Consider the following 23,701-nt stretch of genomic DNA (forward strand, 5'->3'; position numbering starts at 1 on the left):
TTCGCCGTGCACTTTGAGCTAGACACTTCGCAACGCGACTTCGCCGCCAGCATCGACGGTGCCCTGGCCGCAGCCGACGTGCCGAGCGCCATCCGCGCCTGGTCGACGGGTGACACCGGGCCGGGCCGCAAGGTGTGGGCGACACTGGCCGACCTCGGCGTCACCGCCCTGATGGTATCGGAGGACTACGACGGCATCGGCGCCCACGCGACAGACCTGGTAGTGGCGGCGGAACGCTTGGGCCGCTGGGGAGTACCCGGTCCCGTCGCCGAGTCGATCGCCGTCGCACCCGTACTGTTGGCCGACGACCAGCGGAGCTCGGCGCTGGCCGCGGGCGAACTGATCGCGACCGTCGCGATGCCGCCGCGCGTCCCCCGCGCCGTCGACGCCGATGCCTCAGGACTGGTGCTGCTGGCCGCCGACGGCCAGGTGTGGGACGCCGAGGCGGGAGCGCGACACGACTCGGTGGACCCGGCGCGCCACCCGTTCGACGTCACGTCCGTCGGCGACGCCAGGACCGCCGACACCGCAAGGGCCTTCGAGTTCGGTGCGTTGACCACCGCCGCCCAGCTGATCGGCGCCGGCCAGGCCATGTTGGACGGCTCGGTCGAATATGCCAAGCAGCGCAGCCAATTCGGCCGGGTAATCGGCTCCTACCAGGCGATCAAGCACGCCCTGGCCGACGTGCACATCGCCGTGGAGTTGGCCCGCCCGCTGGTCTACGGTGCCGCGCTCTCACTCGCCGACGGCTCGTCGGACGTCGCCCGCGACGTCAGCGCAGCGAAGGCGGCGGCCTCGGACGCGGCGCTGCTGGCGGCCCGAACCGCGTTGCAAACCCACGGCGCCATCGGTTACACCCAGGAGCACGACCTCTCCCTGCTGATCTTGCGGGTGCAGGCTCTGCACTCCGCCTGGGGTGACCCGACCTGGCACCGTCGCCGAGTACTCGAGGCACTGGCCGGGAGCGCGTCATGAGCGAAGAACGGGACATGCTGCGCGACACCGTCGCGTCCATCGTCGCGAAACACGCGTCGCCCGAGGCGGTTCGCCGCGCCATGGAGTCCGAACGTGGCTACGACGAAACGCTGTGGACGTTGCTGTGCGAACAGGTCGGTGCCGCCGCGCTGGTGGTCCCCGAGGAGTTGGGCGGAGCGGGTGGCGAACTCGCCGACGCCGCCGTCGTCGTCGAAGTCCTTGGCAGCGCCCTGGTTCCGACTCCCCTGCTGGGCACCACCCTGGCCGAGCTCGGGCTGCTGGCAGCCGACGAACCCGACGTCGACGCGCTCGAGGCGTTGGCCGCGGGCACGTCGGTCGGTGCGGTCGTGTTCGACCCGAACTACGTCGTCAACGGTGACGTCGCCGACGTGGTGCTGGCGTGCGAGGACGGCAGGCTCGACCGCTGGACGGGCTTCACCGCCCACCCCGCCGTGACCATGGATCCCACCCGCAGGCTCGCGCGCGTCGAGGCCGCAGACCCGGTGACGATCGGCTCGGATCCCGGCCTCGCCGACGTCGCGGCGATCCTGCTCGCGGTCGAACAAATCGGTGCCGCCGCAAGGTGTCTCGACCTGACGGTCGCCTACACCAAGGAGCGGGTCCAGTTCGGCAGGCCCATCGGCAGCTTCCAGGCGCTCAAGCACCGGATGGCCGACCTCTACGTCCTGGTTCAGACGGCGCGCGCCCTGGTTGACGACGCCGTGGCAGAGCCGTCGCCGACGTCGGCGGCGCTGGCGAGGGTCGCCGCAAGCGAGGCGTTCTCTGCCGTCGCGGGCGAGGCCATCCAGATGCACGGCGGAGTCGGCATCACCTGGGAGTACGACATCCAGCTGTACTTCAAACGGGCCCACGGCAGCGCGCAGCTGCTCGGACCGCCGAGGGACTTCCTACGCCGGCTCGAGCCCGAGGTGCTCTAGCCTGGCTGAGATGAGCCACCGAGTCGCCCAGCGGGCCGGGATCGCACCGTTCTACGTCATGGACGTGTGGCTGGCCGCCGCGGAACGCCAACGCTCCCACGGCGACCTGGTGAACCTGTCCGCAGGACAGCCGAGCGCACAGGCTCCGACCCCGATCCGGGCCGCGGCCGCCGACGCCCTGCCCAACCACAACCTGGGATACACCGTCTCGCTTGGCATTCCCGAGCTGAGAGAGGCGATTGCCGCGTCGTACCCGCAGCGTTACGGCATCACGGTCAGCCCGGAGGACGTCGTCGTCACGACGGGGTCAACCAACGGATTCCTGCTCGCCTTCCTGGCCTGCTTCGACGTGGGCGATCGCGTCGCCGTGCCAAGCCCGGGGTATCCCTGCTATCGGAACATCCTCTCCGCATTGGGCTGCGAGGTCGTCGAGATCCCCTGTGGCCCGGAGACCCGGTTTCAGCCGACCGTCGAGATGCTGGCCGACATCACCCCGCCCGTCACCGGCCTCATCCTCGCCAGCCCGGCCAACCCGACTGGCACCGTCATTCCCCCCGAGGACCTGGCCGCCATCGCGACGTGGTGTGAGACGTCGGGGGTTCAGCTGGTCAGCGACGAGCTCTACCACGGCCTGGTCTACCCCGGCGCGCCCGCGACGAGCTGCGCGTGGGAGACCTCCCGCGACGCAATCGTCGTGAACAGCTTCTCGAAGTACTTTGCGATGACGGGCTGGCGCCTCGGCTGGCTTCTGGTGCCACCGCACCTGCACCGCGCGGTGGACCGGCTGACCGGTAATTTCTCGATCTGCCCGCCGACCCTGCCCCAACTCGCTGGGGTCGCCGCGTTCACGCCCGAGTCCGTCGCCGAGGCCGACGCACTCGTCGACGACTACGCCGTCAACCGGGAACTCCTGCTGCGCGGGCTGCCGGAGATCGGGTTGCCCCGGCTGGCGCCCGCCGACGGTGCGTTCTACGTCTACGCCGACGTCTCCGACTACTCGACGGACTCACTCGACTTCTGTGCCCGGCTGCTGGCCGACACCGGTGTTGCGATCGCTCCCGGCGTCGACTTCGACACCGTGCACGGCGGCTCCTACGTGCGGCTGTCGTTCGCCGGAGCCACGGCCGAGGTATCCGAGTCGCTGCGCCGGATGGGCCCGTGGCTGGCCGGTCAGCGGGCCGACCAGCCGCCGTCCATCGTGTAGGACGCCCCGGTCACCATGCCCGCGTTCGACGACGCGAGCCAGGCCACCAGCGAGCCGACCTCCTCGGGTTCGACCAGCCGCTTGATCGCACTCTCGGTCAGCAGCACCTTGTCGAGCACCTCGTCCTCGGTGATGCCGTGAGTTCGGGCCTGATCGGCGATCTGCTTGGTCACCAACGGAGTTCGCACGTAACCGGGGTTGACGCAGTTGCTGGTGACACCGCGCGACCCACCTTCGAGTGCGGTCACCTTCGACAGCCCCTCCAACGCATGCTTGGCGGTGACGTATGCAACCTTGAACTCAGAGGCGCGAAGGCCGTGCACCGACGAGACGTTGACGATGCGGCCGAAGCCCTGGGAGTACATGTGCGGCAGCGCGGCCCGGATCAGCAGGAACGGCGCTTCGACCATCAGCACCTGCATGGCGCGGAAGCGGGCCGGGTCGAATTCGGGGATCGGCGCGACGGTCTGGATGCCTGCGTTGTTGACCAGGACGTCGGTGTCCAGCCGCAGCGACTCCAACGCCGACACGTCGAGAAGGTCGACGGCCCAAGCACTTCCACCGATGTCGGCAGCCAGCGACTCGGCCGCGTCGGCGTCTACGTCGGCGATCGTGACCTTTGCTCCCAGGCCGGCGAGCGCCTTCGCACACGCCGCCCCGATCCCGCTCGCCCCGCCCGTCACCAACGCGGAACGACCGTCCAGGTCCGGCATCAGACGGTGGCCCTGCGCCGCTCGGCGACGAGATCCTCGGCGTCGGCGATGTCGAGCGATTCGAGATCGATGCCGTTGGTCTCCCTGGTGAAGAGCACCGCGACGAAGGTGATCACACACGCCGCAGCGAGATAGATCGCGACCGGCACCGAGGAGTCGTAGATGTCGAGCAGCTTGACCGCGATCAGCGGTGCCAGCGAGCCCGCCACGATTGAAGTCACCTGATAACCAAGGGACACACCGGAATACCGCATCCTGGTCGGGAACATCTCGGCCATGATGGCCGGTTGCGGGGCGTACATGAACGCGTGGAACACCAGGCCGATCGTGACGGCAGCGGTCACCACGACGTAGTTGCCCGAGTTCATCATGGGGAAGGCGAAGAAGCCCCACGTGGCACCGAGGACCGCGCCGACCATGTAGACGGGTTTGCGACCGAACCGGTCCGACAGATGGCCCACCAGCGGCACGACCGCGAAGTGCACCACGTGGGCGACCAGCAGGTACCAGAGGATCGAGCTGGTGTCGGCACCCACCTGAACCTTGAGGTAGGTGATCGAGAACGTGACGACCAGGTAGTACATGATGTTCTCGCCGAAGCGCAGACCCATCGCAGTGAACACGCCGCGCGGGTAGCGCTTGAGCACCTCGACCACGCTGTACGACGACGCCTTGACCCGCTCTGCCTCGCGCTGCGCCTCGACGAAGATCGGCGCGTCGGTGACCTTGGTGCGGATGTAGTAGCCGATCAGCACGACCACGGCGGACAGCCAGAACGCCACGCGCCAGCCCCATGACAGGAATGCCGCGTCGGACAGCGTCCCGGTCAGTACCAGCAGCACGACCGTCGCGAGCAGGTTGCCCATGGGGACACCGGCCTGCGGCCAGCTGGCCCAGAATCCTCGTTGGCGGTCCGGGCTGTGCTCGGCCACCAGCAGGATCGCCCCGCCCCATTCGCCGCCGACCGCGAAGCCCTGGATGAACCGCAAGGCCACCAAGAGACCTGGCGCCCAATATCCGATCTGCCCGAACGTCGGCAGACAACCCATCAGGAACGTGGCGGCGCCGACCAGGATCAGGCTGAACTGGAGGAGCTTCTTCCGACCGAACTTGTCGCCGTAGTGGCCGAACACCACGCCGCCCACCGGTCGGGCAACGAAGCCTACGGCGTACGTGGCGAAGGCCAGGAAGATGGCATTCAGTTCACTGGTGGTCTCCGAGAAGAAGATCTTGTTGAACACCAGGGTGGCGGCGGTGCCGTAGAGGAAGAACTCGTACCACTCGACCACCGTCCCCGCCATCGAGGCCGCGACGACGCGGCGCAACCCGGTCGGTACTGGCTCTGCCATGTGACTCTCCATTCTTCACTGGTGTGACGCGCAGCACACTCCATGCTGAGTATTACTGCAGCTCCGAAAGCCCGCAATGCCCAACGATGCACCGATGCTCTGCAAAAATGCAGATGTGACCGAGCCGAAGCGATTGAGCGCCGACGATCTGCTGGTCCTGCTCGCCGTGGGTCGCTCGGGCCGCTTCGTCTCCGCCGCCGACGAACTCGGCCTCAACCACACCACCGTCTCGCGCCGCATCGCGGCACTCGAACACTCCGTCGGCGGGCGGCTGCTCGCCCGCAGCGCGGCGGGCTGGGAGCTCACCGAACTCGGCAGGGAGGCCTTGGCCGCCGCCGAAGCGATCGAGTCCGCGGTCCGCTCGCTGGCCGGGCCTGCGGGGTCAAGGACGCTGGAAGGCGTGGTCCGGATGTCGGCGACCGACGGGTTCAGCGCCTACATCGCCGCGCCCGCGGCGGCCCACGTCCAGCAGAGGCACCCGAAGGTGTCCGTCGAAATCGTCACCGCCACCCGCCGGGTCACCCAGCAGCGCGCCGGACTCGACGTCGAAGTCGTGGTCGGCGAGCCGCAGGTGCACCGCGCCGAAGTGGCCCGCCTCGGTGACTATCGCCTCGGCCTCTACGCATCACGGCGGTACCTCGCCGACCACGGTGCGCCCGGTTCCACCGCCGACCTCGCCGCCCATCCGCTGGTCTACTTCATCGACTCCATGCTGCAGGTCGACGACCTCGATCTGGCCCGCACCTTCGCCCCTGCCATGCGCGAATCCGTCACCTCGACCAACGTCTTCGTCCACGTCGAGGCGACGCGCGCGGCGGCCGGCCTCGGGTTGCTGCCGTGCTTCATGGCCGATCGGCACGACGACCTGGTCCGCGTGCTGCCCGACGACGTCGGACTGCTGTTGAGCTACTGGCTGGTCGCCCGTGCCGAGACGCTGCGCCGACCAGAAGTGCGCGCGCTGGTCGACGCAATCCAGGCCCGCATGGAAGACCAGCGCGACGTACTCCTCGGCAGCGGCGTTCGACCGGCCCATCGTGGGTAACCCCATGACATGCATTCAGTGCGGACCGGATCCGGCAAGCCACTCCTCCTTATCCACGGGATCTCCAATCTGCACAACTGGGATCCGATCGTTCCGGCGCTGGCCCGCGAGCGCACCGTCATCGCCGTCGACTTGCCAGGGTTCGGCGACAGCGAGCCTCTGCCGGGTCAGGTGACCGTCGCGTCCTTGACCGACGCGGTGGAGAAGTTCATCGCCGAAGAGAGTCTTGGCGACGTCGACGTGGTCGGAAGTTCGATGGGCGCCCGGATGTCCCTCGAGCTGGCCCGCCGCGGACATCGCGGCAACGTCGTCGCGCTCGACCCCGGCGGCTTCTGGACCGACCGCCAGGTGAAGCTGTTCGGAGCGACCGTCGGCCCGTCGATCGCGTTGGTGCGGCGCATCCAGCCCCTGCTGCCTGCCCTGACCGCAAGCCCGGTCGGGCGCACCGCGTTACTGCTGCAGTTCTCGGCCAGGCCGTGGCGGCTGCCCGCCGATCTGGTGCTGCAGGAGCTGCGAAACTTCGCCGGCTCCCCCAGCCTCGACGACGCCCTGCATGCCCTGGTGCACGGGCCGAAACAGCAAGGCGCTCCGGCCGGTTCACTGCGCGGGCGCGTCGTCATCGGTTGGGGCCGCAACGACCGCGTTACGGCGCCAAGCCAGGCGGAGCGCGCGATCCAGCTGTTCCCGGACGCCTCCCTGCACTGGTTCTCCGATTGTGGGCACTTCCCGCACTGGGATCGGCCGCGGGAGACCGAACGCCTCATCCTCGAGTCCATCGGGTAACAGCTGAGCGGATGTCTTGCGGGACGGCGGCCCACCTGATGGGCTCGACGCATGCCCTTCCTGGAGACCGATGCCGGCCGTGCCTACTACCGCCACTGGGCGGCGCCCGACCCACGGGCGGCAGTGATCTTCCTGCACGGGTTCGGCGAGCACACCGGGCTCTATCACCGATACGGCTTCGCGTTGAACGCCGCGGGCGTGGACCTGTGGGCGGTCGACCAGTTCGGGCACGGCCTGACCCCCGGTGACCGGGGGGACTTCACCACGCTGGAGGCCAGCATCGGGTTGGCCGACCGCCTCGCCGCGTTGGCCGAGGCGGAGCACCCGGGCATACCCCTTGTCGCCCAGGGCCATTCGTTCGGAGCGGTGGCCACGCTCTGGAAGCTACTGACAGATCCCGCGCCCTACCGCGCGGCGGTGATTTCGGGCGCACCGCTGGTGCCCGTCCCCAGCCTGGTCGACGCCAACTCGACCTTCGAGATCGCCCCGAGTCAGCTGTCGGCCGACCCGTTCTATCTCGACGCGATGGAAAACGATCCGTTGGCGTTCGTCGACGCCGACGGTGGCCCCCTGGCGCGGGAACTCGACCGGGGCTGGGACTCCTTCGGCGCCACCCTGCCCACCCTGACGCTGCCGACGCTCGCGGTTCACGGCGTCAACGATCCCATCGCCCCGGTCGGTGCCATACGGGCCTACGCCGAGCAGATCGACAGTCTGTCGATCGTCGAGATCGAAGGCGGCGGGCACGACATCCTCAACGACGTGACCCATCGCGAGGTGGCCGCCCACATCACGACCTTCGTGCTCGAGCTCTCAACGGACTGAGTCAGTCGGGCTGTCCGTACACGTGTTGGTAGCGGTTGAAGAGATGGTCGACGGCCGCGTCCGGGATGGGACTCGGACGGCCGAGCTGCCACGCGACGTGCACGGTCTTGGCCACGTCCTCCAACATCACCGCGGCCTTCAGGGCGTCCTTCGCATCGGTGCCGATGGTGAAGGGACCGTGGTTGCGCATGAGCACGGCCCGGCTGCGGTGCCCCGTGAGCGTCTCGACGATGCCGCGACCGATCGAGTCGTCACCGATCACCGCGAACGGACCCACCGGTACCGGGCCACCGAATTCGTCTGCCATGGCAGTGATCACGCATGGGATCGCCTCGCCACGGCAGGCCCATGCCACCGCATACGTCGAGTGGGTGTGGACGACTCCACCCACCTCCGGCATGTGCCGGTAGACGTAGGCGTGCGCTGCGGCGTCGCTGGACGGTGCGCGGTCCGCGCCGACCGAGTCGGGAACGACCCGGCCGTCCAGCGTGCACAACACCATGTCGTCGGGACCGAGTTGGTCATACGGCACGCCGCTGGGTTTGATCAGCATGAGATCGGCTCCGGGAATCCGGCTGGACACGTTGCCCGCGGTCCACACCACCAGGCCGTTGCGCACCAACTCTTGGTGCAGAGCCGTCAATTCGTGCCGCGCCTCGGCGACCGCCGCGTCGGTGGCACTCATGCCGGAACACCCATCGCGCCAGCCCCGGCCACGTCGAACCGGTACTCGGTGCGGCTTCGATAGGCCTGGCCCGGACGAAGTTCGACCGACGGGAAGTCCGGCTGATTTGGTGAGTCCGCGAAGTGCTCCGGCTCGAGGGCGATGGCGTCGCCCTGACGGTAGACGTGACCGCTGGCTCCGACGACGCTGGCGTCCAAGAAGTTGCCGGTATAGACGTCCAGGCCGGGTTCGGTGGTCCACACCTCCAGCACGCGTCCCGACGACGGTTCCCGGAGGTGGGCGGCCCTGGCGAAGGAACTGACGCCCGACGGCTTGCGCAGCACGAAGTTGTGGTCGTATCCGCGCGCGAGCCGCAACTGCTCGTCTCCGGTGCGGATGCGCTCGCCGATGGGGTGCGGCCCGCGGAAGTCGAACGGCGTGCCGTCGACCGGCGCGAACCGTCCGGTGGGAACCAACTGCGCCGTCACCGGCAAGTAGAAGTCGGCGTCGACCGTCAAGACGTGCTCACTCACGCTTCCAGAACCCTCTCCACCAAGGTTGAAGTAGCTGTGGCCGGTCAAATTCACGATGGTGGGGGCATCGGTGCTCGCTTCGAAGCCGAGCCGTAACACGTTGTGTTGGTGCAGCAATTCGTAGCGCACGGTAATGGTGACGTTGCCGGGAAAGCCGTTGTCCCCGTCACCGCTGGTGGTGGTCAGCGCGACGCCGCACGCCTCGTCGCCGTCTACGGACTCCATTGCCCACACCCGCTTGTCGAGGCTGGCATTGCCGCCATGCATGGTGCCGAACGGATCGTTGCGGTCCAGCTGGTAGGTCACGCCGTCCAGGGCGAATCGGCCGTCCAGAATGCGGTTGGCGCACCGCCCAACGATGGCGCCGAAGTAGGCGTCGTCGGACTCATAGCCGGACAACTCCTCGAAGCCCAGGACGACGTTTGCCGCCGCACCGTCGCGATCGGGAACCTCCAGACTCTGGATGATTGCGCCGAAGGAAAGGATCGACACCCGCATCCCCGTGCTGTTTTCGAGGACCGCTCGACGGACTCGCGTGCCGTCGCTGGTGGTCCCGAAATCGTGTATCTGACTGAGACAGGTCATGTCATCCTTGCTTCGTCGGCGTCCGCGGCCGCCTTCGCGTCGAAGAGCTGAAAATTGTGCCCGTCGACGTCGGTGTTGATGGTGTCGTGACTGGTCACCGACAGCGCCGAGAGCGCGGTCGCCCGTTCGTTGGCGGCAACCAGATCAAATCCGGCGATCGTGCCGAGGATCAGCCCCGCCAGATGCGAATCACCGGCTCCCGCAGTGTTCTTCGCCGCCACGGTGAGCGCCGCCTGGTGATGGAGAACCTCGCCGTCCCACACCCAGCTGCCAGCGCGGCCCGCCGTGACGCAGAACGCAAGCCCGGGATGCGAGTCGACCAGGAGCTCGACTGCAGCATCGACGATCCCGGCGGGATCCAGCTGCCGCTCGAAGTGCTCGGCACCGACGAGGGCGGCGGCTTCGTCGACGTTGACCGCCAATACGTCAACCAAGCGCAGCACGTCGTCGGAGTAGGCCTGACGGATCTCACCGGAGAGGAACGACGCGAACCGCGTAAAGCCGTGGCGGGTCGCCGATTCGAGCAGGGCCACCCGCGCGTCGACCGGCACTTCTGGAGCCGCCAGCACGATTCCACGATTGGCGTGCGTCTCGAACAACGAGGACATGGCCTCGACGTCCATCGGCCCGACCACCGAGCTGGCGGTGTCGGTCAGGGTGAGGTTGCCACCGTCGCCGTTGGGGTAGCTGAAGCAGATCGAGCTCAACGTCGGACGTGTGTGGTCGACGGCGACGTGCGAGACGTCCATTCCCTCGGAGACGAGTTCGGCCAACACGGTTCGGCCCGCGGCGTCGTCGCCGACGCGGCCAACGGGCACCACCCGCACGTGGCGATCGACCAGCCGGGCGACGTAGTGCAGGATGATGTGTAGTTTGCAGCGGTCCTGTGTGTCGACCAGCCGGACCGCTCTGCTCTCTTCCCTGCCCAAGGTGTGGTCGCCCTCCAGAGCCACGAAGGTGCCGGTTCCCAATCCGCCCGTACCGATGACGACGTCACATCGGCGGCGATGGACACCGCTCACAGCGCGGTCAGCCAGCCGGGGTTCAGCGAGATCTCGTGTTCGGCAGTCGCCTTGGTGGCCGTCAGCATGGCATCGGGGTGATCCTGCAGGAGCGTGACCGGATACTCCACGGTGGGCAGGCCAAACAGGGCCACCCGAAGAGCCGTCTGCTTCCACGCCCCGGTGTCACTGAACAGACGCACCTTGCGGGCCGCGAGAATCTCCCGCATGCCAAGCGTCACCGACATCGGCGGAACGAATTGGTAAGCGCCCCCTAGCGTTCGCTGTGAAAGTGCGATGATCGTGTCGACGTTGTTGTCCTGGATGCGGGCGGTGGAGTTTCGCAGGTCGTCGACCGAGAGCTCGCTGAACGGGTTGCGCCGCGCCTGGTTGTAGGCCACGTGGCCGTCCTGCCCCCACCCGCCGTAGGCGAGGTCGGCGGGATGTTCGATCAGCTCGGCCGACATGGCGGCACACGTGTCGGGCGTCAGCCAGTGTCGTCGCTCGACGGCGGGCCGCAGTTCGGCGTCGACCGCCCCGTAGAACTCGCGCTCCATGGTTCCGCGGAAGCTGTAGGGGTGCTGGTGGGAAATCTCCCGTCCCTGCCAGTCCAAGCATTCGTCCATGTGGAAGACCTGAAGGTTGTGCAGACTTACGCTGCGGGAGTTGATGATTCGAGCGAATGGCGCCATCCATGCCATCGGTCCGCACGGCAGGATCACTCGAAGGTCGCGCTCCTCCTGCTGCGCCTGCACGATCGCGTCGACGAACTCCTCGGCCATCAAGCGGCCCATCTCGGCGGAGTCCTCGACCATTCGGAAGGGAATCCGACGGGCGGGGTGGGTGGCGAGCTCGGCCGCGGGAATCGCGCACCACGTCAACAGCGCGCTCTTGGACAGGGTTTCCATGAAGACTTCTCCTCGTGTGGTGGTGACGGTCGCCGGGTTCGGGACCGTCGTCAGGGCATGGGGTTGAGCGAATCGAAGGCCCGCTCGGTGGCCTTGTAGAGCGCTCCGGTGACACCGCCGTCGCCCCCGAAGGCGGCCAACCGCACGTCGGGCATGACCGGCACTAGCTCTCTTAGCTCGTCGCGCAGCGCGTCCAGGAGCAGTTCGCCGCCCTTGGACAGACCGCCGGCAATCAGCACGCACTCCGGGTTGATGACGCATACGGCGGCGGCGATGCCTGCCGCGATGCGGTGAGTCATGCAGCGGAACACCGCAAGCGAGGCTGGGTCGTCCTCACGGATGCCGCGAAACACGACCTCGGCGTCGACGTCGTCGGGATTGCCGCCTGCGAGCTGCCGCAGTCGCGAACCGCCGGGCTCGGTGGCAGCGGCCCGACCATGCCTGGCCCAGGCCCGTCCGCCGGCAGCCCATTCCCACGGTCCGATGCCGCTTCCCGACGGCGGGTCGTCACCGAAACTCATGGGGAGATAGCCGAGTTCGCCTGCCGCACCGTCGGCGCCGGCGCACGGGACGCCGTTGGCGATGATCCCGCCGCCGATGCCGATGCCCAGCTGGACGTAGAGCACCGTTTCGATGCCCTCCGCGGCTCCGGCTACGGCCTCGGCAAGCACGGACAGGTCGGTCTGTCGTTCGACGAAGACCCGCTCCGGCTCGACGCCAAGGCACTCGGCGAAGGCGGCGCGCAAATCCGTACCGTCCCAGCCGAGTATCTGCGGTGCGAGACTGACCACCTGGGTGCGTGGGTCCACCACACCCGGCGTGCTGACCACGATCGTGTGAAACTGCGAGCCGTCCTCGGGCCCGTCCTCCCGCAGCGACGCCACCGCCTCGGAGACCAGACTCAGCAGGTAGTCCTTGTCGGGCTTCTCCCGGCGCGTCCGAACCTCCTTGGACGCCAGGACGTCTCCGTCGAGAGTCGCCGTTCGGGCGTTGACCTTGTCGGCGCCAACGTCGACGCCGAGCACGCATCCGGGTGTGGTCGAAATCCTCAGACTCAGTGCGGGACGGCCTTGTTGACGCTTGGACGGCTCCGACTGGTACTCCTCGAGCAGACCCTCCGCGACGAGGTCGTCACAAATTTCCTTGATGGAGGTCTTCGACAGCTTGATGATGGCACCGAGTTGTGCGCGGGTGACGCCGCGACGGCTGTGCACGACGTCCAGCACCAGGCGGCGATTGCGTGCCCGGGCTCGCTGCGGGCTGTCGAAGACGACCATGGACGTCAGGCCTTCTCGTCGATCGGTGCCGTCGGCGACAGGTCGGGAGCGGCGATCACCGCTGCGGGCTCGCCGCGGAACTTCGAGACCAACGCCGCCACCGCGGCGACCGCGATGAACACGATTGCGGCCAGGTTGCCGAGGTTGCCTGGGTACGGCGGCCACGGAATGAACTGGAAGTACAGGGGCGCCAACAGAATTGCGATAGCCAAGCCGGGAAATATCACGTGAAGGACGATATTCGTGCCGCGCTCGGTGCGGTCGGTGAGGTGGTACTTGATGCAGGCGATGCAGGTCATGATGTAGATGATGATGGCGAACACCGTGATCAGTGCGCCAAGCACCGAGAACGTGACGACCGGCCCGAGGATGAGCCCCAACCCAAGCGCGGCAACGATGGACACCGCGGTTTGGAAGTAGATGGCGAAGGTCGGAGTGGCATGTTTGGGGTGGGTGCTGGCGAAACGTGCTGGCAGTCGGCCCATCCGCCCGAAGGCGAAGAGGATTCGAGACGCGGCGATCGTGCCGGCGTTCGCGTTGCCGAGGAAGCTGTTGACCAAGGCGAACAGCACGAGTACCCACGCCGGGCCCCAGAACTTTTGCGCCAAGACGGCCCAAGGGCTGTCCGAGCCGGCGAAGTTCGCCATGTCGTCGAAGCCCCATCCGATCACCGAGGCGTAGGAGCACACGACGTAGAACAACCCGCAGGCCACCGCCGAGTACATGATGGTGCGCGGAATCGTACGACGTGGATCCTTGACCTCTTCGGCGAGGGGCGCGGCCGTTTCGAAGCCCTGGAAGGCGAGGATCGAGAAGACCACGGCCTTGAAGATCCCCGTCCAGCCGGGTTCCAATGCGTTGGCGGGATCGAACACGGCGAGGGTGTTGTGGTGCCCGCCGGCGACGATCATCCAGACTGCGAGAACGAGGAAGACTCCGATCTCCGCGGCACCCATCACCACGCCGGTCGCCGTGGACTGCTGCACCCCGCGGACGTTCAACACGCACACCAGCAGAGCAGTGGGTATGACGAACACCCACCATGGGATGTCGACCCCTATCGCCGTATTGACGGTGCCGGAGAGGAACTGGCCGAAGAACACCAGAACGATTGGGGCAATCAGCAATTCGAGTGGTGCGTACAGCCAGCCGACGAAGGCTCCCGCGCGCTTGCCAAGGCACTGCTCGACGTAGTCGGCGAGACCGCCCGCCGAGCTGAACACCCGGGCCAGCGAACCGATGGCCACGCCAACCAGCAGAATGACGATCATCGCCAGGAGCACCGCCAAGGGCGTCGCGGGTCCGGCGAACGACACCGCCACCAGTAGCGAGGATGCGACACCTGACGCCGGCCCCATGTGGGTCAGCGCCTGGAAGACCCCGGGCACCAGGCCGATGGAGTTACTGCTCAGAGATGGCGTCGTCGGTGGTGCTGTCATGTCGGTCTCCCATTTAGATCGGACAGTGTCCGTATTAATGAAGAAGAAGTTAACCCCCGGCGGTCCACCTGGCAATAGCTGCGCGTAAAGACTGTGTTACGCGATCACCACCCGGCTATCCACAGGAGTTATCCACACTGTGGATGAATTACACGGCTGTGATTTCGGCTGGCGCTCACTCCGCCGAATGTGAACGTGCCGACGCGACGCGCCGGGAATCCGTGGCCGAAGTCACGCTGGAGTGCAGGTGGGAGGTGCCGCGACCCTACAGCCAGGTGTCGGCGGTGGTCGCGGTCAGGAAGGCGTCGAGATCGTCGCGCCACTGGGCCGGGGTGGTCTTGTCGGGTTCGATGCCGGTGTACTCGCCACGGTAGAAGAGCAGCGGCCGCGGTTTGGTCTTCGGTGGCTCCGACATTGCATGCACCGCGCCGAACACCACGAAGTGGTCGCCGCCGTCGTGCACCGAGGCCACGGTGCAGTCGACGTGCGCGAGCGTCCCGGCGAGCACGGGCGACCCCAGGTGCGACGGGCTCCAGTCGATACCGGCGAACTTGTCCGGCTCCCTCGACCCGAACCGCGCCGACACGTCCTTCTGGTTCTCGTGCAACACGTTGACGCAGAACTTCCCGCTGGCCTCGATGGCCTGCCAGGATCGCGACTGCTTGGTTGGGCAAAAGAGCACCAGCGGCGGGTCCAACGACAGCGCAGCAAAGGACTGACACGCGAAGCCAACGGGCTCGTCGTCGTGGACGGTCGTGATGATGGTGATGCCCGTGCAGAACTGCCCAAGTACGTGGCGGAACGTGCGCGCGTCGATCGGCTCCGGCATGGCTACTTGAAGCCGACGCTGAAGTCGTGTCCCCACAACGACACCGCGGTGCTCTCCCGGGCCACCCAACTGGTGTCTTCGACTTCGAGCCCCTCGCAACCGAATTCGATGTCGAATCCGCCGGGAGTCTTGATGTAGAAGGACAACATCTTGTCGTTGGTATGCCGGCCCAATGTCGCCGACATCTTCACCTTGCGGCGCAGCGCGCGGTCCAGGCAAAGGCCGACGTCGTCGGCTTCCTGGACCTCGACCATCAGATGCACGATGCCAGTCGGGTTGGGCATCGGCATGAAAGCCAACGCGTGGTGGCGGGGGTTGCAGCCGTAGAAGCGCAGCCAGATCGGATCGCCATCGGCGGGGCGGCCGGCCAGTTCCGGCGGCAGGCTCATCGAGTCCCGCAGCCGGAAGCCCAGCACGTCCTGATAGAACGCCTGGGCCGCGGCATCGTCGTCGCAGGTGAGCACCACATGCCCGAGGCCCTGCTCGGCAGTGACGAACTTGTGGCCGTACGGGCTGACGAACCGGCGGCCCAGATACTGGGCGCCGTGGAACGCCTCCAGGACATTGCCCGCGGGGTCGTTGAATCGGATCAGTCCCTCGACGCGCCGTTCGGATTTATCCTCGCGGCTGCCCTCGGTGAATTCGACGCCGGCCTTGGCCAGCGTCTCGCGCAAAGCCTGTAGAGCGGGCGCGTCGGCGACCTCCCAACCGGAGATGAGCAGACGGTCGTGCTCGCCCGGCACGATCACCAACCGGGCGGCCATCTCGTCCATGCGTAAATAGAGCGCGCCCTCGGTGGATGCCTTGTCGGGGGCGGAGCCCTCGACCATGCCCAGCACCTTCAGCGCGAACTCACGCCATGCCGACACGTCGGTCGCCTCGATGCGCATGTACCCCAGCGCCTTGATGCTCATGGTCTAACTCCCCAGGAAATTAACAGTGAGCTCGTTGAATTCGTCGAACTTCTCGAGTTGCGCCCAGTGCCCGCACTGACCGAACACGTGAAGCTGCACGCGCGCGATCTGCTTGAGCGCGACCAGTGCGCCGTCGATGGGATTCACCCGGTCCTCACGGCCCCAGATCAGCAGCACCGGTTGACGAAGCTTGTAGACGTCGCGCCACATCATGCCGAGCTCGAAGTCCGCGCCCGCGAACGACTTTCCCATCGCCTTGGCCGCCGCGAGCGATTCTGGCTGGCTGGCGATCGCGAAGCGTTCGTCGATCAGTTCCGGGGTGATGAGCTTCTGGTCGAAGACCATGATGCGCAAGAACTTCTCCATGTTCTCGCGCGTCGGATCGACGGTGAATTTGCCGAGCAACTTGACGCCCTCGGTCGGGTCGGGCGCGAAGAGGTTGACGCTCAAACCGCCGGGGCCCATCAGCACCAACCGGCCCGCCCGCTTCGGGTTGTCGAGCGCGAAGCGCACGGCGGTCCCGCCGCCCAGCGAATTACCCACCAGCGCAGCGCGTTCGATGCCCAGCTGGTCGAAGAGGTTCAGCAGGGCGGTGGCGCTGTACCGGTTGTACTGCTCGTGCTCGGTGTGCTTGTCGGACAACCCATACCCGGGCTGGTCGACGGCGAGGACGTGAAAGTGCTCTGCCAGCACCGCGATGTTCTTCGAGAAGTTGGACCAGCTCGACGCGCCGGGACCGCCGCCGTGCAGCAGGACCACGGTCTCGGAATTGCCGACGCCGGCTTCGTGATAGTGCAGGCGCATGTCGTCGCGCACCTGCGCGAACCGGGACGTCGACTGAAAGGTGATCTCCTGCAACGCAGTCATCGTCAGACCATCGTGTCGGCCGGCGGCAGCCCGAAGGCCTCGTTGCCGAAGATGAGGTAGGCCCGCTCCGGCTCGTTGGCGGCGTGCACGCGACCGGCGTGGGCGTCGCGCCAGAACCGCTGCACCGGCTTGTCGGTTTCGAGAGCGGTGGCACCGGACGCCTCGAACAGCATGTCGATCGACGAGATGGCACGGGCGGTGGCACGCACCTGGTCTCGACGGGCCCTGGCACGGAGTTCGAACGGAATCTCCTGCCCCGCCGTCAGCAGCGCGTACTCGTCGCCGACGTTGCCGATCAGCTGACGCCAACCGGCGTCGATGTCGCTGGCCGCCTCGGCGATGCGCACCTTGGCGAACGGGTCGTCCTTGGACTTCTCCCCGGCGAACGCGGCACGCACCCGCTTGCCCTGATGCTCGACGTGCGCGTCGTAGGCGCCGTACGCCATGCCCATGATCGGAGCGGTGATGGTCGTGGGATGCATTGTGCCCCAGGGCATCTTGTACACCGGGGCGGTGTTGGTCTGCAGTCCGCCCGCGGTGCGGTCGTTCATCGACTTGTACGACAGGAAGCGGTGCTTCGGCACGAACACGTCCTTGACGACGACGGTGTTGCTGCCGGTGGCCTTGAGCCCCACGACGTGCCACACGTCGTCGATGCGGTAGTCCGACCGCGGGATGAGGAAGCTGCCGAAGTCGACGGGACGGCCGTCCTTGATCACCGGCCCACCGAGGAAGGCCCACGTGGCGTGGTCGCAGCCCGAGGACCACTGCCAGGCACCGCTGACGAGGTAACCGCCGTCGACGACGGTGCCCGCTCCCATCGGCGCGTAGGAGGACGAGATGCGGACCGACGGGTCGTCGCCCCAGACCTCTTCCTGCGCCTGCTGGTCGAATAGCGCGAGGTGCCAGTTGTGCACGCCGATGATCGAGCTGACCCAGCCGGTCGAGCCGCATGCGCTGCCGAGCCGACGCACGGCCTCGTAGAACGCGGTGGGGTCGCACTGGAGGCCGCCCCACTGTTCGGGTTGCAGCAACTTGAAGAAACCGGCCTGGTCGAGCTCGGCGATGGTCTCGTCCGGGATGCGCCGGAGATCCTCGGCGGCTTGCGCGCGCTTGGCGATCAGCGGCAACAAGTCGTCGACGCCGTCTAGGACCGATTGCACGTCGCGTTGTTCAATGGACGTCACTGGTTGCCTCCGGGCATCTAGGGGCGGATGAAGAACTTGACCAAGATTAGAACACGTTACGATTTGTGTCGAGCAAGGCATTCCTATGATGGCTAGACCTGCGGAAGCGCGTTTTTGTAACATGTTCTAGTTTTGACCTCTCAACTGATGGAGGACGACCGTGACGGACGAGCCGCTCGGCACCCACGTGCTCGAGTTGCAATTGGCTGGCGTCGTCGAGGAGACCGCAGATGCGCGCTCACTGGTCTTCAAGGTGCCCGACGGCCCGGGCGTCCCGGCGATTCCCGCGGAAAGGCTTCGCCACCAGCCCGGTCAGTTCCTCACCCTGCGGGTGCCCAGCGACCGCACCGGGTCGGTGGCTCGCTGCTACTCGTTGTCCAGCTCGCCGTTCGGCGACGAAGCGCTAACCGTCACGGTCAAGCGGACCGCGGGCGGCTACGCGTCGAACTGGCTGTGCGACAACGCGCACGCCGGCATGACGATGCACGTGCTGGCCCCGTCCGGCACGTTCGTGCCCAAGACGCTCGACACGGACTTCCTGCTACTGGCGGCGGGCAGCGGCGTGACGCCCATGATGGCGATCCTCAAGTCCGCGCTGTCGGAGGGCGCCGGCAAGGTGACGCTGGTCTACGCCAACCGCGACGAGAAGTCCGTGATCTTCGCCGCCGCCCTGCGCGAGCTGGCCACGAAGTACCCGGACCGCTTCACCGCCGTGCACTGGATCGAGACCGTCCAGGGACTTCCGAGTGCGGCCGCCCTTGTCAACCTGGTGGCCCCCTACGTCGAGCGCGAGACGTTCATCTGCGGGCCGGGCCCGTTCATGGTGGCGGCCGAGGAAGCCCTCAGGGTCGCAGGCGCCGCCCCGGAGCGAGTCCACCTCGAGGTGTTCAAGTCCCTGGAGTCCGATCCGTTTGCTGCCGTCGTCGTCGACGAGGACGACAGTGACGAAGAACCTGCGACCGCGGTCGTCACCCTGGACGGCGAGACGCAGGACATCCGCTGGCCGCGCAACGCAAAGCTGCTCGACGTCCTGCTCGACAAGGGCCTCGACGCACCCTTCTCCTGCCGCGAAGGCCATTGCGGCGCCTGCGCGGTGCTCGTCAAGAGCGGCGAGGTGGACATGGACGTCAACGACGTCCTCGAAACCTCCGACCTCGCCGAGGGACTGATCCTGGCCTGCCAGGCCAGGCCGAAATCCGATTCGGTCGAAGTCACCTACGACGAATGACGTGCGGGCTAACATTCGCTGGACCCATAGGAGCGCTCGTGTTTCGATCGGCTAAGAGTCTCGCCGCGGTGTCGGCACTCCTGCTCGCGTTCGGCGTCCTCAGCCCGACTGCGCAGTCCGTCGCCGCGACGAACACCGCCACCAAGGGCATTGCCGTCGACGACACCCACACCGTGCAAATTCACGTCACGGCCAACTGCGTCAAGGCCGAGAACCGGTGCTACTTCGACACGCTCGCCGACGTCCTGACGCCGGACGGCACCACGGGATTCCCACCGGACTTCTACGGCAGGCAGAACACCACGATTCGGTCGACGAATCGACTGGTCTACATGGACGCCGACTTCGACGCCGCCAACACCCGGATGTTCAAGTCCCTCAGCGACACCCAGTTCGCGACGGTCTACTTCGCGGGCAACCCGCCCGTCATGCGCGGCGACGCCCGCACCGTCCAGTTCGAGACCGGGCAACCGAACACCGACGCCGGGTTCATCGCCTGCGCTTACATCCAGGTGGTCTACGGCGGCGTCAACCTGACCACCCCGACTGCCTGCGCCCAAACCACCTACGCCTGAACCGAATTCGTCAGTCGACCTTGCCCACCAACACAGGTTGCGCGCGGTAGTCGCCACCGAAGAGCTGCTCGAGCGCGGCGACCTTCGGCATGTCGTTGGCCGCGATGTAGGAGCTCGTCGGGTGTGAATTGAGATAGTCCTGGTGGTACTGCTCGGCGGGGAAGAAGCCAGTGTTGGGCTCGACCGTCGTCACGATGGGAGCGGGAAACACCTTCGCGGCGGAGAGCTGGGCGACGTAGGCGTCCGCGATGCGCTGCTGGGTGGCGTCCTGGGCGAAGATCGCCGACCGGTACTGCGTGCCCTCGTCGGGACCCTGCCGGTCGAGTTGCGTCGGGTCCTGCACCACCGAGAAGTAGATCTGCAAGAGCTTCCCGAAGCTGACCTGGGCCGGGTCGTAGGTGATGCGCACCGACTCGGCGTGCCCGGTGGTTCCGGTGCTGACGGTCTCGTAGTCGGCCGTCGCCTGCTGCCCGCCTGCGTAACCGGACTCGGCCATCGTCACACCCTTGACGTGCTGAAACACGCCCTGGACGCCCCAGAAGCAGCCGCCGGCGAGCACGGCGGTCTCCGTCGCCCCCGGCGCCGCCTTGGGTTCGTCGACCGTCGGTGCGGGGACGACGACGGAGGACGCCGACCCGATTCCCGCGAGCACCGCCGGGCTGGTGATGGTGCCCGACTGCACGCCGATGAACAGCGCCGCCGCCACGCCGAGCACCCCAAGACCACTGCCAAGCGTCAGCCTGCGGTTCGCCACCATGTCACCAGTGTCCCGTCGGACCGGCCGAGATGGGCGGCGGCGTTCTTACGGGAGACTGACGAAACCCGCTTCTACCGCGGCAACCCCAGCAGTCGCTCGCCGGCGAGGTTGAGCAGGATCTGCTCGGTGCCACCGGCAATCGACAGGCACCGGGTGTTCAGGAAGTACCGCACGTCGGGCGAGTCGACGATGCCCGCGCCGTCCCGGGAATCCATGATCGCCTCGGCGAGATTCTGCCGGTACCGCACGCCGATCAGCTTGCGCACGCTCGAGGGAGCACCGGGGTCGTGACCGCCGACCGCCATCTTCGCGATCAACGCGTCGAGAAGCGCCCCGACCTGAGCCGCGACGATGAGGACCCCGAGGCGGTCGGCCTCGGCGGGATCGAGATCCCCGGCGTCTTGGCGTGAGTCCAGCACCTCCAGGAGGTGTTCCATTCCCCGGTCGAGCGCTCCGCCGGCGGCCATCGCGACCCGTTCGTTGGCCAGCGTGGTGCGGGCCAACGGCCAGCCGCCGTCGACCGGTCCCACCACCATGTCGTCGGGCACGAAGAGGTCGTCGAAGAAGACCTCGTTGAAGAGGGCCTCGCCGGTGATCTCGCGCAGTGGACGGATGTCGATGCCCGGGGACTTCATGTCGACCAGGAAGTACGTGATGCCCTTGTGTTTCGGAGCGTCTGGGTTGGTGCGGGCCAGGCAGACGCCCCAGTCCGCGCGATGCGCATTGGACGTCCACACCTTCTGACCGCTAAGAAGCCAGCCGCCTTCCGTGCGAATTGCCTTGGTGCGCAACGCCGCAAGATCGGATCCGGCGCCCGGCTCACTGAACAGCTGGCACCAGTACACGTCACCGTTCAGCGTGCCGGGAATGAACCTCTCGATCTGCTCGGTGCTGCCGTGACCCAGGATCGTCGGGGCCGCCCACCACCCGATCGAGATGTCCGGCCGCACCACGCCCGCCGCCTCGAGCTCCTGGTCGATGACCAACTGCTGCGCGGGGGACGCCGCCCGCCCGTAGGGCTTGGGCCAGTGCGGTGCCATCAGACCCTTCTCGGCGAGGGCGGCCTGCCGCTTCTCCTCCGGCAGCGCGGCGATGTCGGCGACGATCCCCGCGACCTCGGCCCTGACGTCCTCACCGTCGGTGACGTCGACGTGGAGTTGACGACGCACCCCGTCGCGAGTCAGCGTCGCGCACCGGCGCAGCCACGACGACCTGCCGCCGAGGAACTGGGCGTTGGCGTAGGCGCGTCGCATGTAGAGATGCGCGTCGTGCTCCCAGGTGATGCCGATGCCACCGAGCACCTGAATGCAGTCGCGGGCGTTGACCTTCTCGGCCTCGATGCCGACCGCCGAGGCGACGGCGGCCGCGATCGAGAGTTGGTCGGGGTCGGCGTCGGTCACCGCGCCGGCCGCGTCGGTCGCGGCGATGCCGATCTGCTGGGCGCGCAGCAGCATCTCGGCGCACATGTGCTTGACCGCCTGGAAGCTGCCGATCGGCTTGCCGAACTGTTCGCGCACCTTCGCGTACTCCGTGGCCGTCTCCAGGCACCACCGCGAGAGCCCGCTGGCCTCCGCGGCCAGCAGGGTCGCGGTGAGGTCGACGACCCGTTGGTGCGGCAGGTCGATCTTGGTGGCCGGGGCCGACGACAGCTCGACGCGGGCCAACGGGCGGGAGAAGTCGGTGGCCTCCAGCCGCTCGACCGTCACCCCGGCGGCGGTGGCGTCGACGTGGATCCAGCCATCCCCGGCGGGCAGCACGAGAACCCCGTCCACCAGAGCACCGAGGACGTACTTCGCCGTGCCCGTCGCGGTCGTGCCGTCGAAGGTGATGTCCGAACCGAGCGCGACCCCCGCGGTGCGCTGCCCGGAGGCCAGCGCGTCGAGGAGCTTCTCGTCGGTGATCACCAGCGTGGCCAGCGCGGTCGTCGCGACCGGGCCGGGCACCAGCGCGGCGGCCGCCTCGTCGACCATCAGGCACAGGTTCTCGACGCTGCCGCCGGCACCACCGAGCTCCTCGGGCACGGCCACCCCGAACATGCCGAGCTGAGCCAGGCTGTCGTAGACCGGCCGCCACGACTCGGGGTCGCCCTCCTCGACGCCGCGCACCGCGGCGATGGCGCCAGAGGATGCCGCCCAATCCCGGACGAGCTCTCGTACGGCAAACTGATCGTCGGTGATGGTGGCGGACACCGCACCTGTCGAAGCCATGGTCGGGCCCTCCTGGGTCTTGGAGAGAAGACGATGCTTCTCACTAGAACGTGTTCTAATGGTGACATCGTTCTAACGTCAAGTCGACTGCCATTACGCCAGGACAAGTCGGCGACCCGGGGGCACGGAGGTGGGACATTCCTGATTCGCGTGCGTATCGTTTTCACCTAGTGCGTACTACGAAGGAGATGCCTACCGCATGTCCGGTTCTTCTGTGCCAGCAAGCGAGTCAGCAGCAACCAGCTCGGGTTCGGGGTCGTCGTCGACCACCGGCCCGCGCCAGGTGACGAAGGTGGCCGTCCTGGCCGAGTCCGAATTGGGCTCCGAGGCCCAGCGCGAGCGCCGCAAGCGCATCCTCGACGCCACCCTCGCCATCGCGTCCAAGGGTGGTTACGAGGCAGTTCAGATGCGTGCGGTCGCCGAGCGCGCCGACGTCGCGGTGGGCACGCTGTACCGCTACTTCCCGTCCAAGGTGCACCTCCTGGTGTCCGCGCTGGGCCGGGAGTTCGAACGCATCGACGCCAAGACAGACCGGGCGTCGCTGACCGGGGGCACTCCCTACCAGCGACTCAACGTCATGGTCGGGAAGCTCAACCGCTCGATGCAGCGCAACCCGCTGCTGACCGAGGCCATGACCCGCGCCTTCGTCTTCGCCGACGCGTCGGCTTCGGGTGAAGTCGACCACGTCGGAAAGCTGATGGACTCCATGTTCGCCAGGGCGATGAGCGACGGCGAGCCCACCGAGGACCAGTTCCACATCGCCCGCGTCATCTCCGACGTGTGGCTGTCCAACCTGTTGGCCTGGCTCACCCGCCGCGCCTCGGCAACCGACGTCAGCAAGCGACTGGACCTCGCCGTGCGACTGCTGATCGGCGACGGGGAACACCCTAAGATCTGAACG

23 protein-coding genes are annotated in these 23,701 nt (G+C 67.2%); 9 read left to right on the forward strand and 14 right to left on the reverse strand.

What is annotated here, in order from left to right:
- The first annotated feature begins 6 nt into the window (after positions 1-6).
- The 3 genes from B1790_RS07040 to B1790_RS07050 are packed head-to-tail and all read left to right on the forward strand — an operon-like array spanning position 7 to position 3,117.
- A complete protein-coding gene (locus B1790_RS07040; RefSeq protein WP_079922502.1) occupies positions 7-975 on the forward strand; it encodes an acyl-CoA dehydrogenase family protein in 969 nt (322 codons plus the stop codon).
- On the forward strand, positions 972-1,913 hold the full coding sequence (locus B1790_RS07045; protein ID WP_079922503.1) for an acyl-CoA dehydrogenase family protein: 942 nt from the start codon (positions 972-974) through the stop codon (positions 1,911-1,913). Before B1790_RS07040 ends, B1790_RS07045 begins: the two co-directional genes overlap by 4 nt.
- A 10-nt stretch (positions 1,914-1,923) precedes the next feature.
- On the forward strand, positions 1,924-3,117 hold the full coding sequence (locus tag B1790_RS07050; RefSeq protein WP_079922504.1) for a pyridoxal phosphate-dependent aminotransferase: 1,194 nt from the start codon (positions 1,924-1,926) through the stop codon (positions 3,115-3,117).
- On the opposite strand, the gene B1790_RS07055 is transcribed toward B1790_RS07050, so the two are convergent.
- The gene (locus tag B1790_RS07055; RefSeq protein WP_079922505.1) at positions 3,084-3,830 is read right to left on the reverse strand and encodes a 3-hydroxybutyrate dehydrogenase; all 747 of its coding nucleotides are present in this window, start codon (positions 3,828-3,830) and stop codon (positions 3,084-3,086) included. The two genes, B1790_RS07050 and B1790_RS07055, sit on opposite strands and share 34 nt — an antisense overlap.
- A complete protein-coding gene (locus tag B1790_RS07060) occupies positions 3,830-5,179 on the reverse strand; it encodes an MFS transporter (protein WP_233164979.1) in 1,350 nt (449 codons plus the stop codon). Before B1790_RS07060 ends, B1790_RS07055 begins: the two co-directional genes overlap by 1 nt.
- 76 nt (positions 5,180-5,255) lie before the next feature.
- On the opposite strand from B1790_RS07060, the gene B1790_RS07065 reads away from it, so the two are divergent.
- From B1790_RS07065 to B1790_RS07075, 3 genes are read left to right on the forward strand one after another with little or no spacing between them, the layout of a single operon-like run.
- A complete protein-coding gene (locus tag B1790_RS07065) occupies positions 5,256-6,221 on the forward strand; it encodes a LysR family transcriptional regulator (protein WP_079922507.1) in 966 nt (321 codons plus the stop codon).
- Positions 6,222-6,230: 9 nt separating this feature from the next.
- Positions 6,231-7,004 carry an alpha/beta fold hydrolase gene (locus B1790_RS07070; RefSeq protein ID WP_079922508.1) on the forward strand — a complete coding sequence of 258 codons (774 nt, stop codon included), beginning with the start codon at positions 6,231-6,233 and terminating at the stop codon, positions 7,002-7,004.
- Positions 7,005-7,055: 51 nt separating this feature from the next.
- Positions 7,056-7,829, forward strand: a complete 774-nt coding sequence (locus tag B1790_RS07075) for an alpha/beta hydrolase (protein ID WP_079922509.1) — start codon at positions 7,056-7,058, stop codon at positions 7,827-7,829.
- A 1-nt stretch (position 7,830) separates the two neighbouring features.
- On the opposite strand, the gene B1790_RS07080 is transcribed toward B1790_RS07075, so the two are convergent.
- The 10 genes from B1790_RS07080 to hsaA form a co-directional block, all read right to left on the reverse strand.
- Positions 7,831-8,514: an L-ribulose-5-phosphate 4-epimerase gene (locus B1790_RS07080; protein ID WP_079922510.1), complete on the reverse strand. Its 684-nt coding sequence runs from the start codon at positions 8,512-8,514 to the stop codon at positions 7,831-7,833.
- Positions 8,511-9,611, reverse strand: a complete 1,101-nt coding sequence (locus B1790_RS07085; protein WP_079922511.1) for an aldose epimerase family protein — start codon at positions 9,609-9,611, stop codon at positions 8,511-8,513. Before B1790_RS07085 ends, B1790_RS07080 begins: the two co-directional genes overlap by 4 nt.
- The gene (locus tag B1790_RS07090) at positions 9,608-10,633 is read right to left on the reverse strand and encodes a carbohydrate kinase family protein (protein ID WP_158083782.1); all 1,026 of its coding nucleotides are present in this window, start codon (positions 10,631-10,633) and stop codon (positions 9,608-9,610) included. Before B1790_RS07090 ends, B1790_RS07085 begins: the two co-directional genes overlap by 4 nt.
- A complete protein-coding gene (locus tag B1790_RS07095) occupies positions 10,630-11,520 on the reverse strand; it encodes a 6-phosphogluconolactonase (protein ID WP_079922513.1) in 891 nt (296 codons plus the stop codon). Before B1790_RS07095 ends, B1790_RS07090 begins: the two co-directional genes overlap by 4 nt.
- Positions 11,521-11,570: 50 nt before the next feature.
- Positions 11,571-12,797: an ROK family transcriptional regulator gene (locus tag B1790_RS07100; RefSeq protein WP_079922514.1), complete on the reverse strand. Its 1,227-nt coding sequence runs from the start codon at positions 12,795-12,797 to the stop codon at positions 11,571-11,573.
- A gap of 5 nt (positions 12,798-12,802) precedes the next feature.
- The gene (locus B1790_RS07105; RefSeq protein WP_079922515.1) at positions 12,803-14,236 is read right to left on the reverse strand and encodes an APC family permease; all 1,434 of its coding nucleotides are present in this window, start codon (positions 14,234-14,236) and stop codon (positions 12,803-12,805) included.
- Positions 14,237-14,501: 265 nt separating this feature from the next.
- Positions 14,502-15,065, reverse strand: a complete 564-nt coding sequence (hsaB, locus tag B1790_RS07110) for a 3-hydroxy-9,10-secoandrosta-1,3,5(10)-triene-9,17-dione monooxygenase reductase subunit (protein WP_079922516.1) — start codon at positions 15,063-15,065, stop codon at positions 14,502-14,504.
- Positions 15,066-15,067: 2 nt separating this feature from the next.
- Positions 15,068-15,979, reverse strand: coding sequence for an iron-dependent extradiol dioxygenase HsaC (hsaC, locus tag B1790_RS07115; RefSeq protein ID WP_079922517.1), 912 nt, complete (start codon positions 15,977-15,979; stop codon positions 15,068-15,070).
- 3 nt (positions 15,980-15,982) lie between these two features.
- Positions 15,983-16,846, reverse strand: a complete 864-nt coding sequence (hsaD, locus tag B1790_RS07120) for a 4,5:9,10-diseco-3-hydroxy-5,9,17-trioxoandrosta-1(10),2-diene-4-oate hydrolase (protein WP_079922518.1) — start codon at positions 16,844-16,846, stop codon at positions 15,983-15,985.
- 2 nt (positions 16,847-16,848) lie between these two features.
- Positions 16,849-18,033 (reverse strand): 3-hydroxy-9,10-secoandrosta-1,3,5(10)-triene-9,17-dione monooxygenase oxygenase subunit, encoded by a 1,185-nt coding sequence (gene hsaA, locus B1790_RS07125; RefSeq protein ID WP_079922519.1) that lies wholly within the window; start codon positions 18,031-18,033, stop codon positions 16,849-16,851.
- A 160-nt stretch (positions 18,034-18,193) separates the two neighbouring features.
- Here hsaA and B1790_RS07130 point away from each other — a divergent pair, with 160 nt between their 5' ends.
- The gene (locus B1790_RS07130) at positions 18,194-19,261 is read left to right on the forward strand and encodes a ferredoxin--NADP reductase (protein WP_079922520.1); all 1,068 of its coding nucleotides are present in this window, start codon (positions 18,194-18,196) and stop codon (positions 19,259-19,261) included.
- A 38-nt stretch (positions 19,262-19,299) separates the two neighbouring features.
- The gene (locus B1790_RS07135) at positions 19,300-19,836 is read left to right on the forward strand and encodes a hypothetical protein (protein ID WP_079922521.1); all 537 of its coding nucleotides are present in this window, start codon (positions 19,300-19,302) and stop codon (positions 19,834-19,836) included.
- A 10-nt stretch (positions 19,837-19,846) separates the two neighbouring features.
- Here the strand turns inward: B1790_RS07135 and msrA are convergent, their stop codons facing one another.
- Both msrA and B1790_RS07145 read right to left on the reverse strand, forming a co-directional pair.
- On the reverse strand, positions 19,847-20,593 hold the full coding sequence (gene msrA / locus B1790_RS07140; RefSeq protein ID WP_079922522.1) for a peptide-methionine (S)-S-oxide reductase MsrA: 747 nt from the start codon (positions 20,591-20,593) through the stop codon (positions 19,847-19,849).
- A gap of 71 nt (positions 20,594-20,664) precedes the next feature.
- Positions 20,665-22,782, reverse strand: a complete 2,118-nt coding sequence (locus B1790_RS07145) for an acyl-CoA dehydrogenase (protein ID WP_079922523.1) — start codon at positions 22,780-22,782, stop codon at positions 20,665-20,667.
- A 310-nt stretch (positions 22,783-23,092) separates the two neighbouring features.
- On the opposite strand from B1790_RS07145, the gene kstR reads away from it, so the two are divergent.
- A complete protein-coding gene (gene kstR / locus B1790_RS07150; RefSeq protein WP_162253333.1) occupies positions 23,093-23,698 on the forward strand; it encodes a cholesterol catabolism transcriptional regulator KstR in 606 nt (201 codons plus the stop codon).
- The last annotated feature ends 3 nt before the right edge of the window (positions 23,699-23,701 follow it).

It is taken from the genome of Mycobacterium sp. AT1 (assembly GCF_002043095.1).
Taxonomy (GTDB): domain Bacteria; phylum Actinomycetota; class Actinomycetes; order Mycobacteriales; family Mycobacteriaceae; genus Mycobacterium.

Bases quoted from the DNA above. Each gene is read 5' to 3' on its own strand.
- B1790_RS07045 (WP_079922503.1), top strand. From the start codon at position 972: ATGAGCGAAGAACGGGACATGCTGCGCGACACCGTCGCGTCCATCGTC.
- B1790_RS07050 (WP_079922504.1), top strand. From the start codon at position 1,924: ATGAGCCACCGAGTCGCCCAGCGGGCCGGGATCGCACCGTTCTACGTC.
- B1790_RS07055 (WP_079922505.1), bottom strand. From the start codon at position 3,830: ATGCCGGACCTGGACGGTCGTTCCGCGTTGGTGACGGGCGGGGCGAGC.
- B1790_RS07060 (WP_233164979.1), bottom strand. From the start codon at position 5,179: ATGGCAGAGCCAGTACCGACCGGGTTGCGCCGCGTCGTCGCGGCCTCG.
- B1790_RS07065 (WP_079922507.1), top strand. From the start codon at position 5,256: ATGCCCAACGATGCACCGATGCTCTGCAAAAATGCAGATGTGACCGAG.
- B1790_RS07070 (WP_079922508.1), top strand. From the start codon at position 6,231: ATGCATTCAGTGCGGACCGGATCCGGCAAGCCACTCCTCCTTATCCAC.
- B1790_RS07075 (WP_079922509.1), top strand. From the start codon at position 7,056: ATGCCCTTCCTGGAGACCGATGCCGGCCGTGCCTACTACCGCCACTGG.
- B1790_RS07080 (WP_079922510.1), bottom strand. From the start codon at position 8,514: ATGAGTGCCACCGACGCGGCGGTCGCCGAGGCGCGGCACGAATTGACG.
- B1790_RS07085 (WP_079922511.1), bottom strand. From the start codon at position 9,611: ATGACCTGTCTCAGTCAGATACACGATTTCGGGACCACCAGCGACGGC.
- B1790_RS07095 (WP_079922513.1), bottom strand. From the start codon at position 11,520: ATGGAAACCCTGTCCAAGAGCGCGCTGTTGACGTGGTGCGCGATTCCC.
- B1790_RS07100 (WP_079922514.1), bottom strand. From the start codon at position 12,797: ATGGTCGTCTTCGACAGCCCGCAGCGAGCCCGGGCACGCAATCGCCGC.
- B1790_RS07105 (WP_079922515.1), bottom strand. From the start codon at position 14,236: ATGACAGCACCACCGACGACGCCATCTCTGAGCAGTAACTCCATCGGC.
- hsaB (WP_079922516.1), bottom strand. From the start codon at position 15,065: ATGCCGGAGCCGATCGACGCGCGCACGTTCCGCCACGTACTTGGGCAG.
- hsaC (WP_079922517.1), bottom strand. From the start codon at position 15,979: ATGAGCATCAAGGCGCTGGGGTACATGCGCATCGAGGCGACCGACGTG.
- hsaD (WP_079922518.1), bottom strand. From the start codon at position 16,846: ATGACTGCGTTGCAGGAGATCACCTTTCAGTCGACGTCCCGGTTCGCG.
- msrA (WP_079922522.1), bottom strand. From the start codon at position 20,593: ATGGTGGCGAACCGCAGGCTGACGCTTGGCAGTGGTCTTGGGGTGCTC.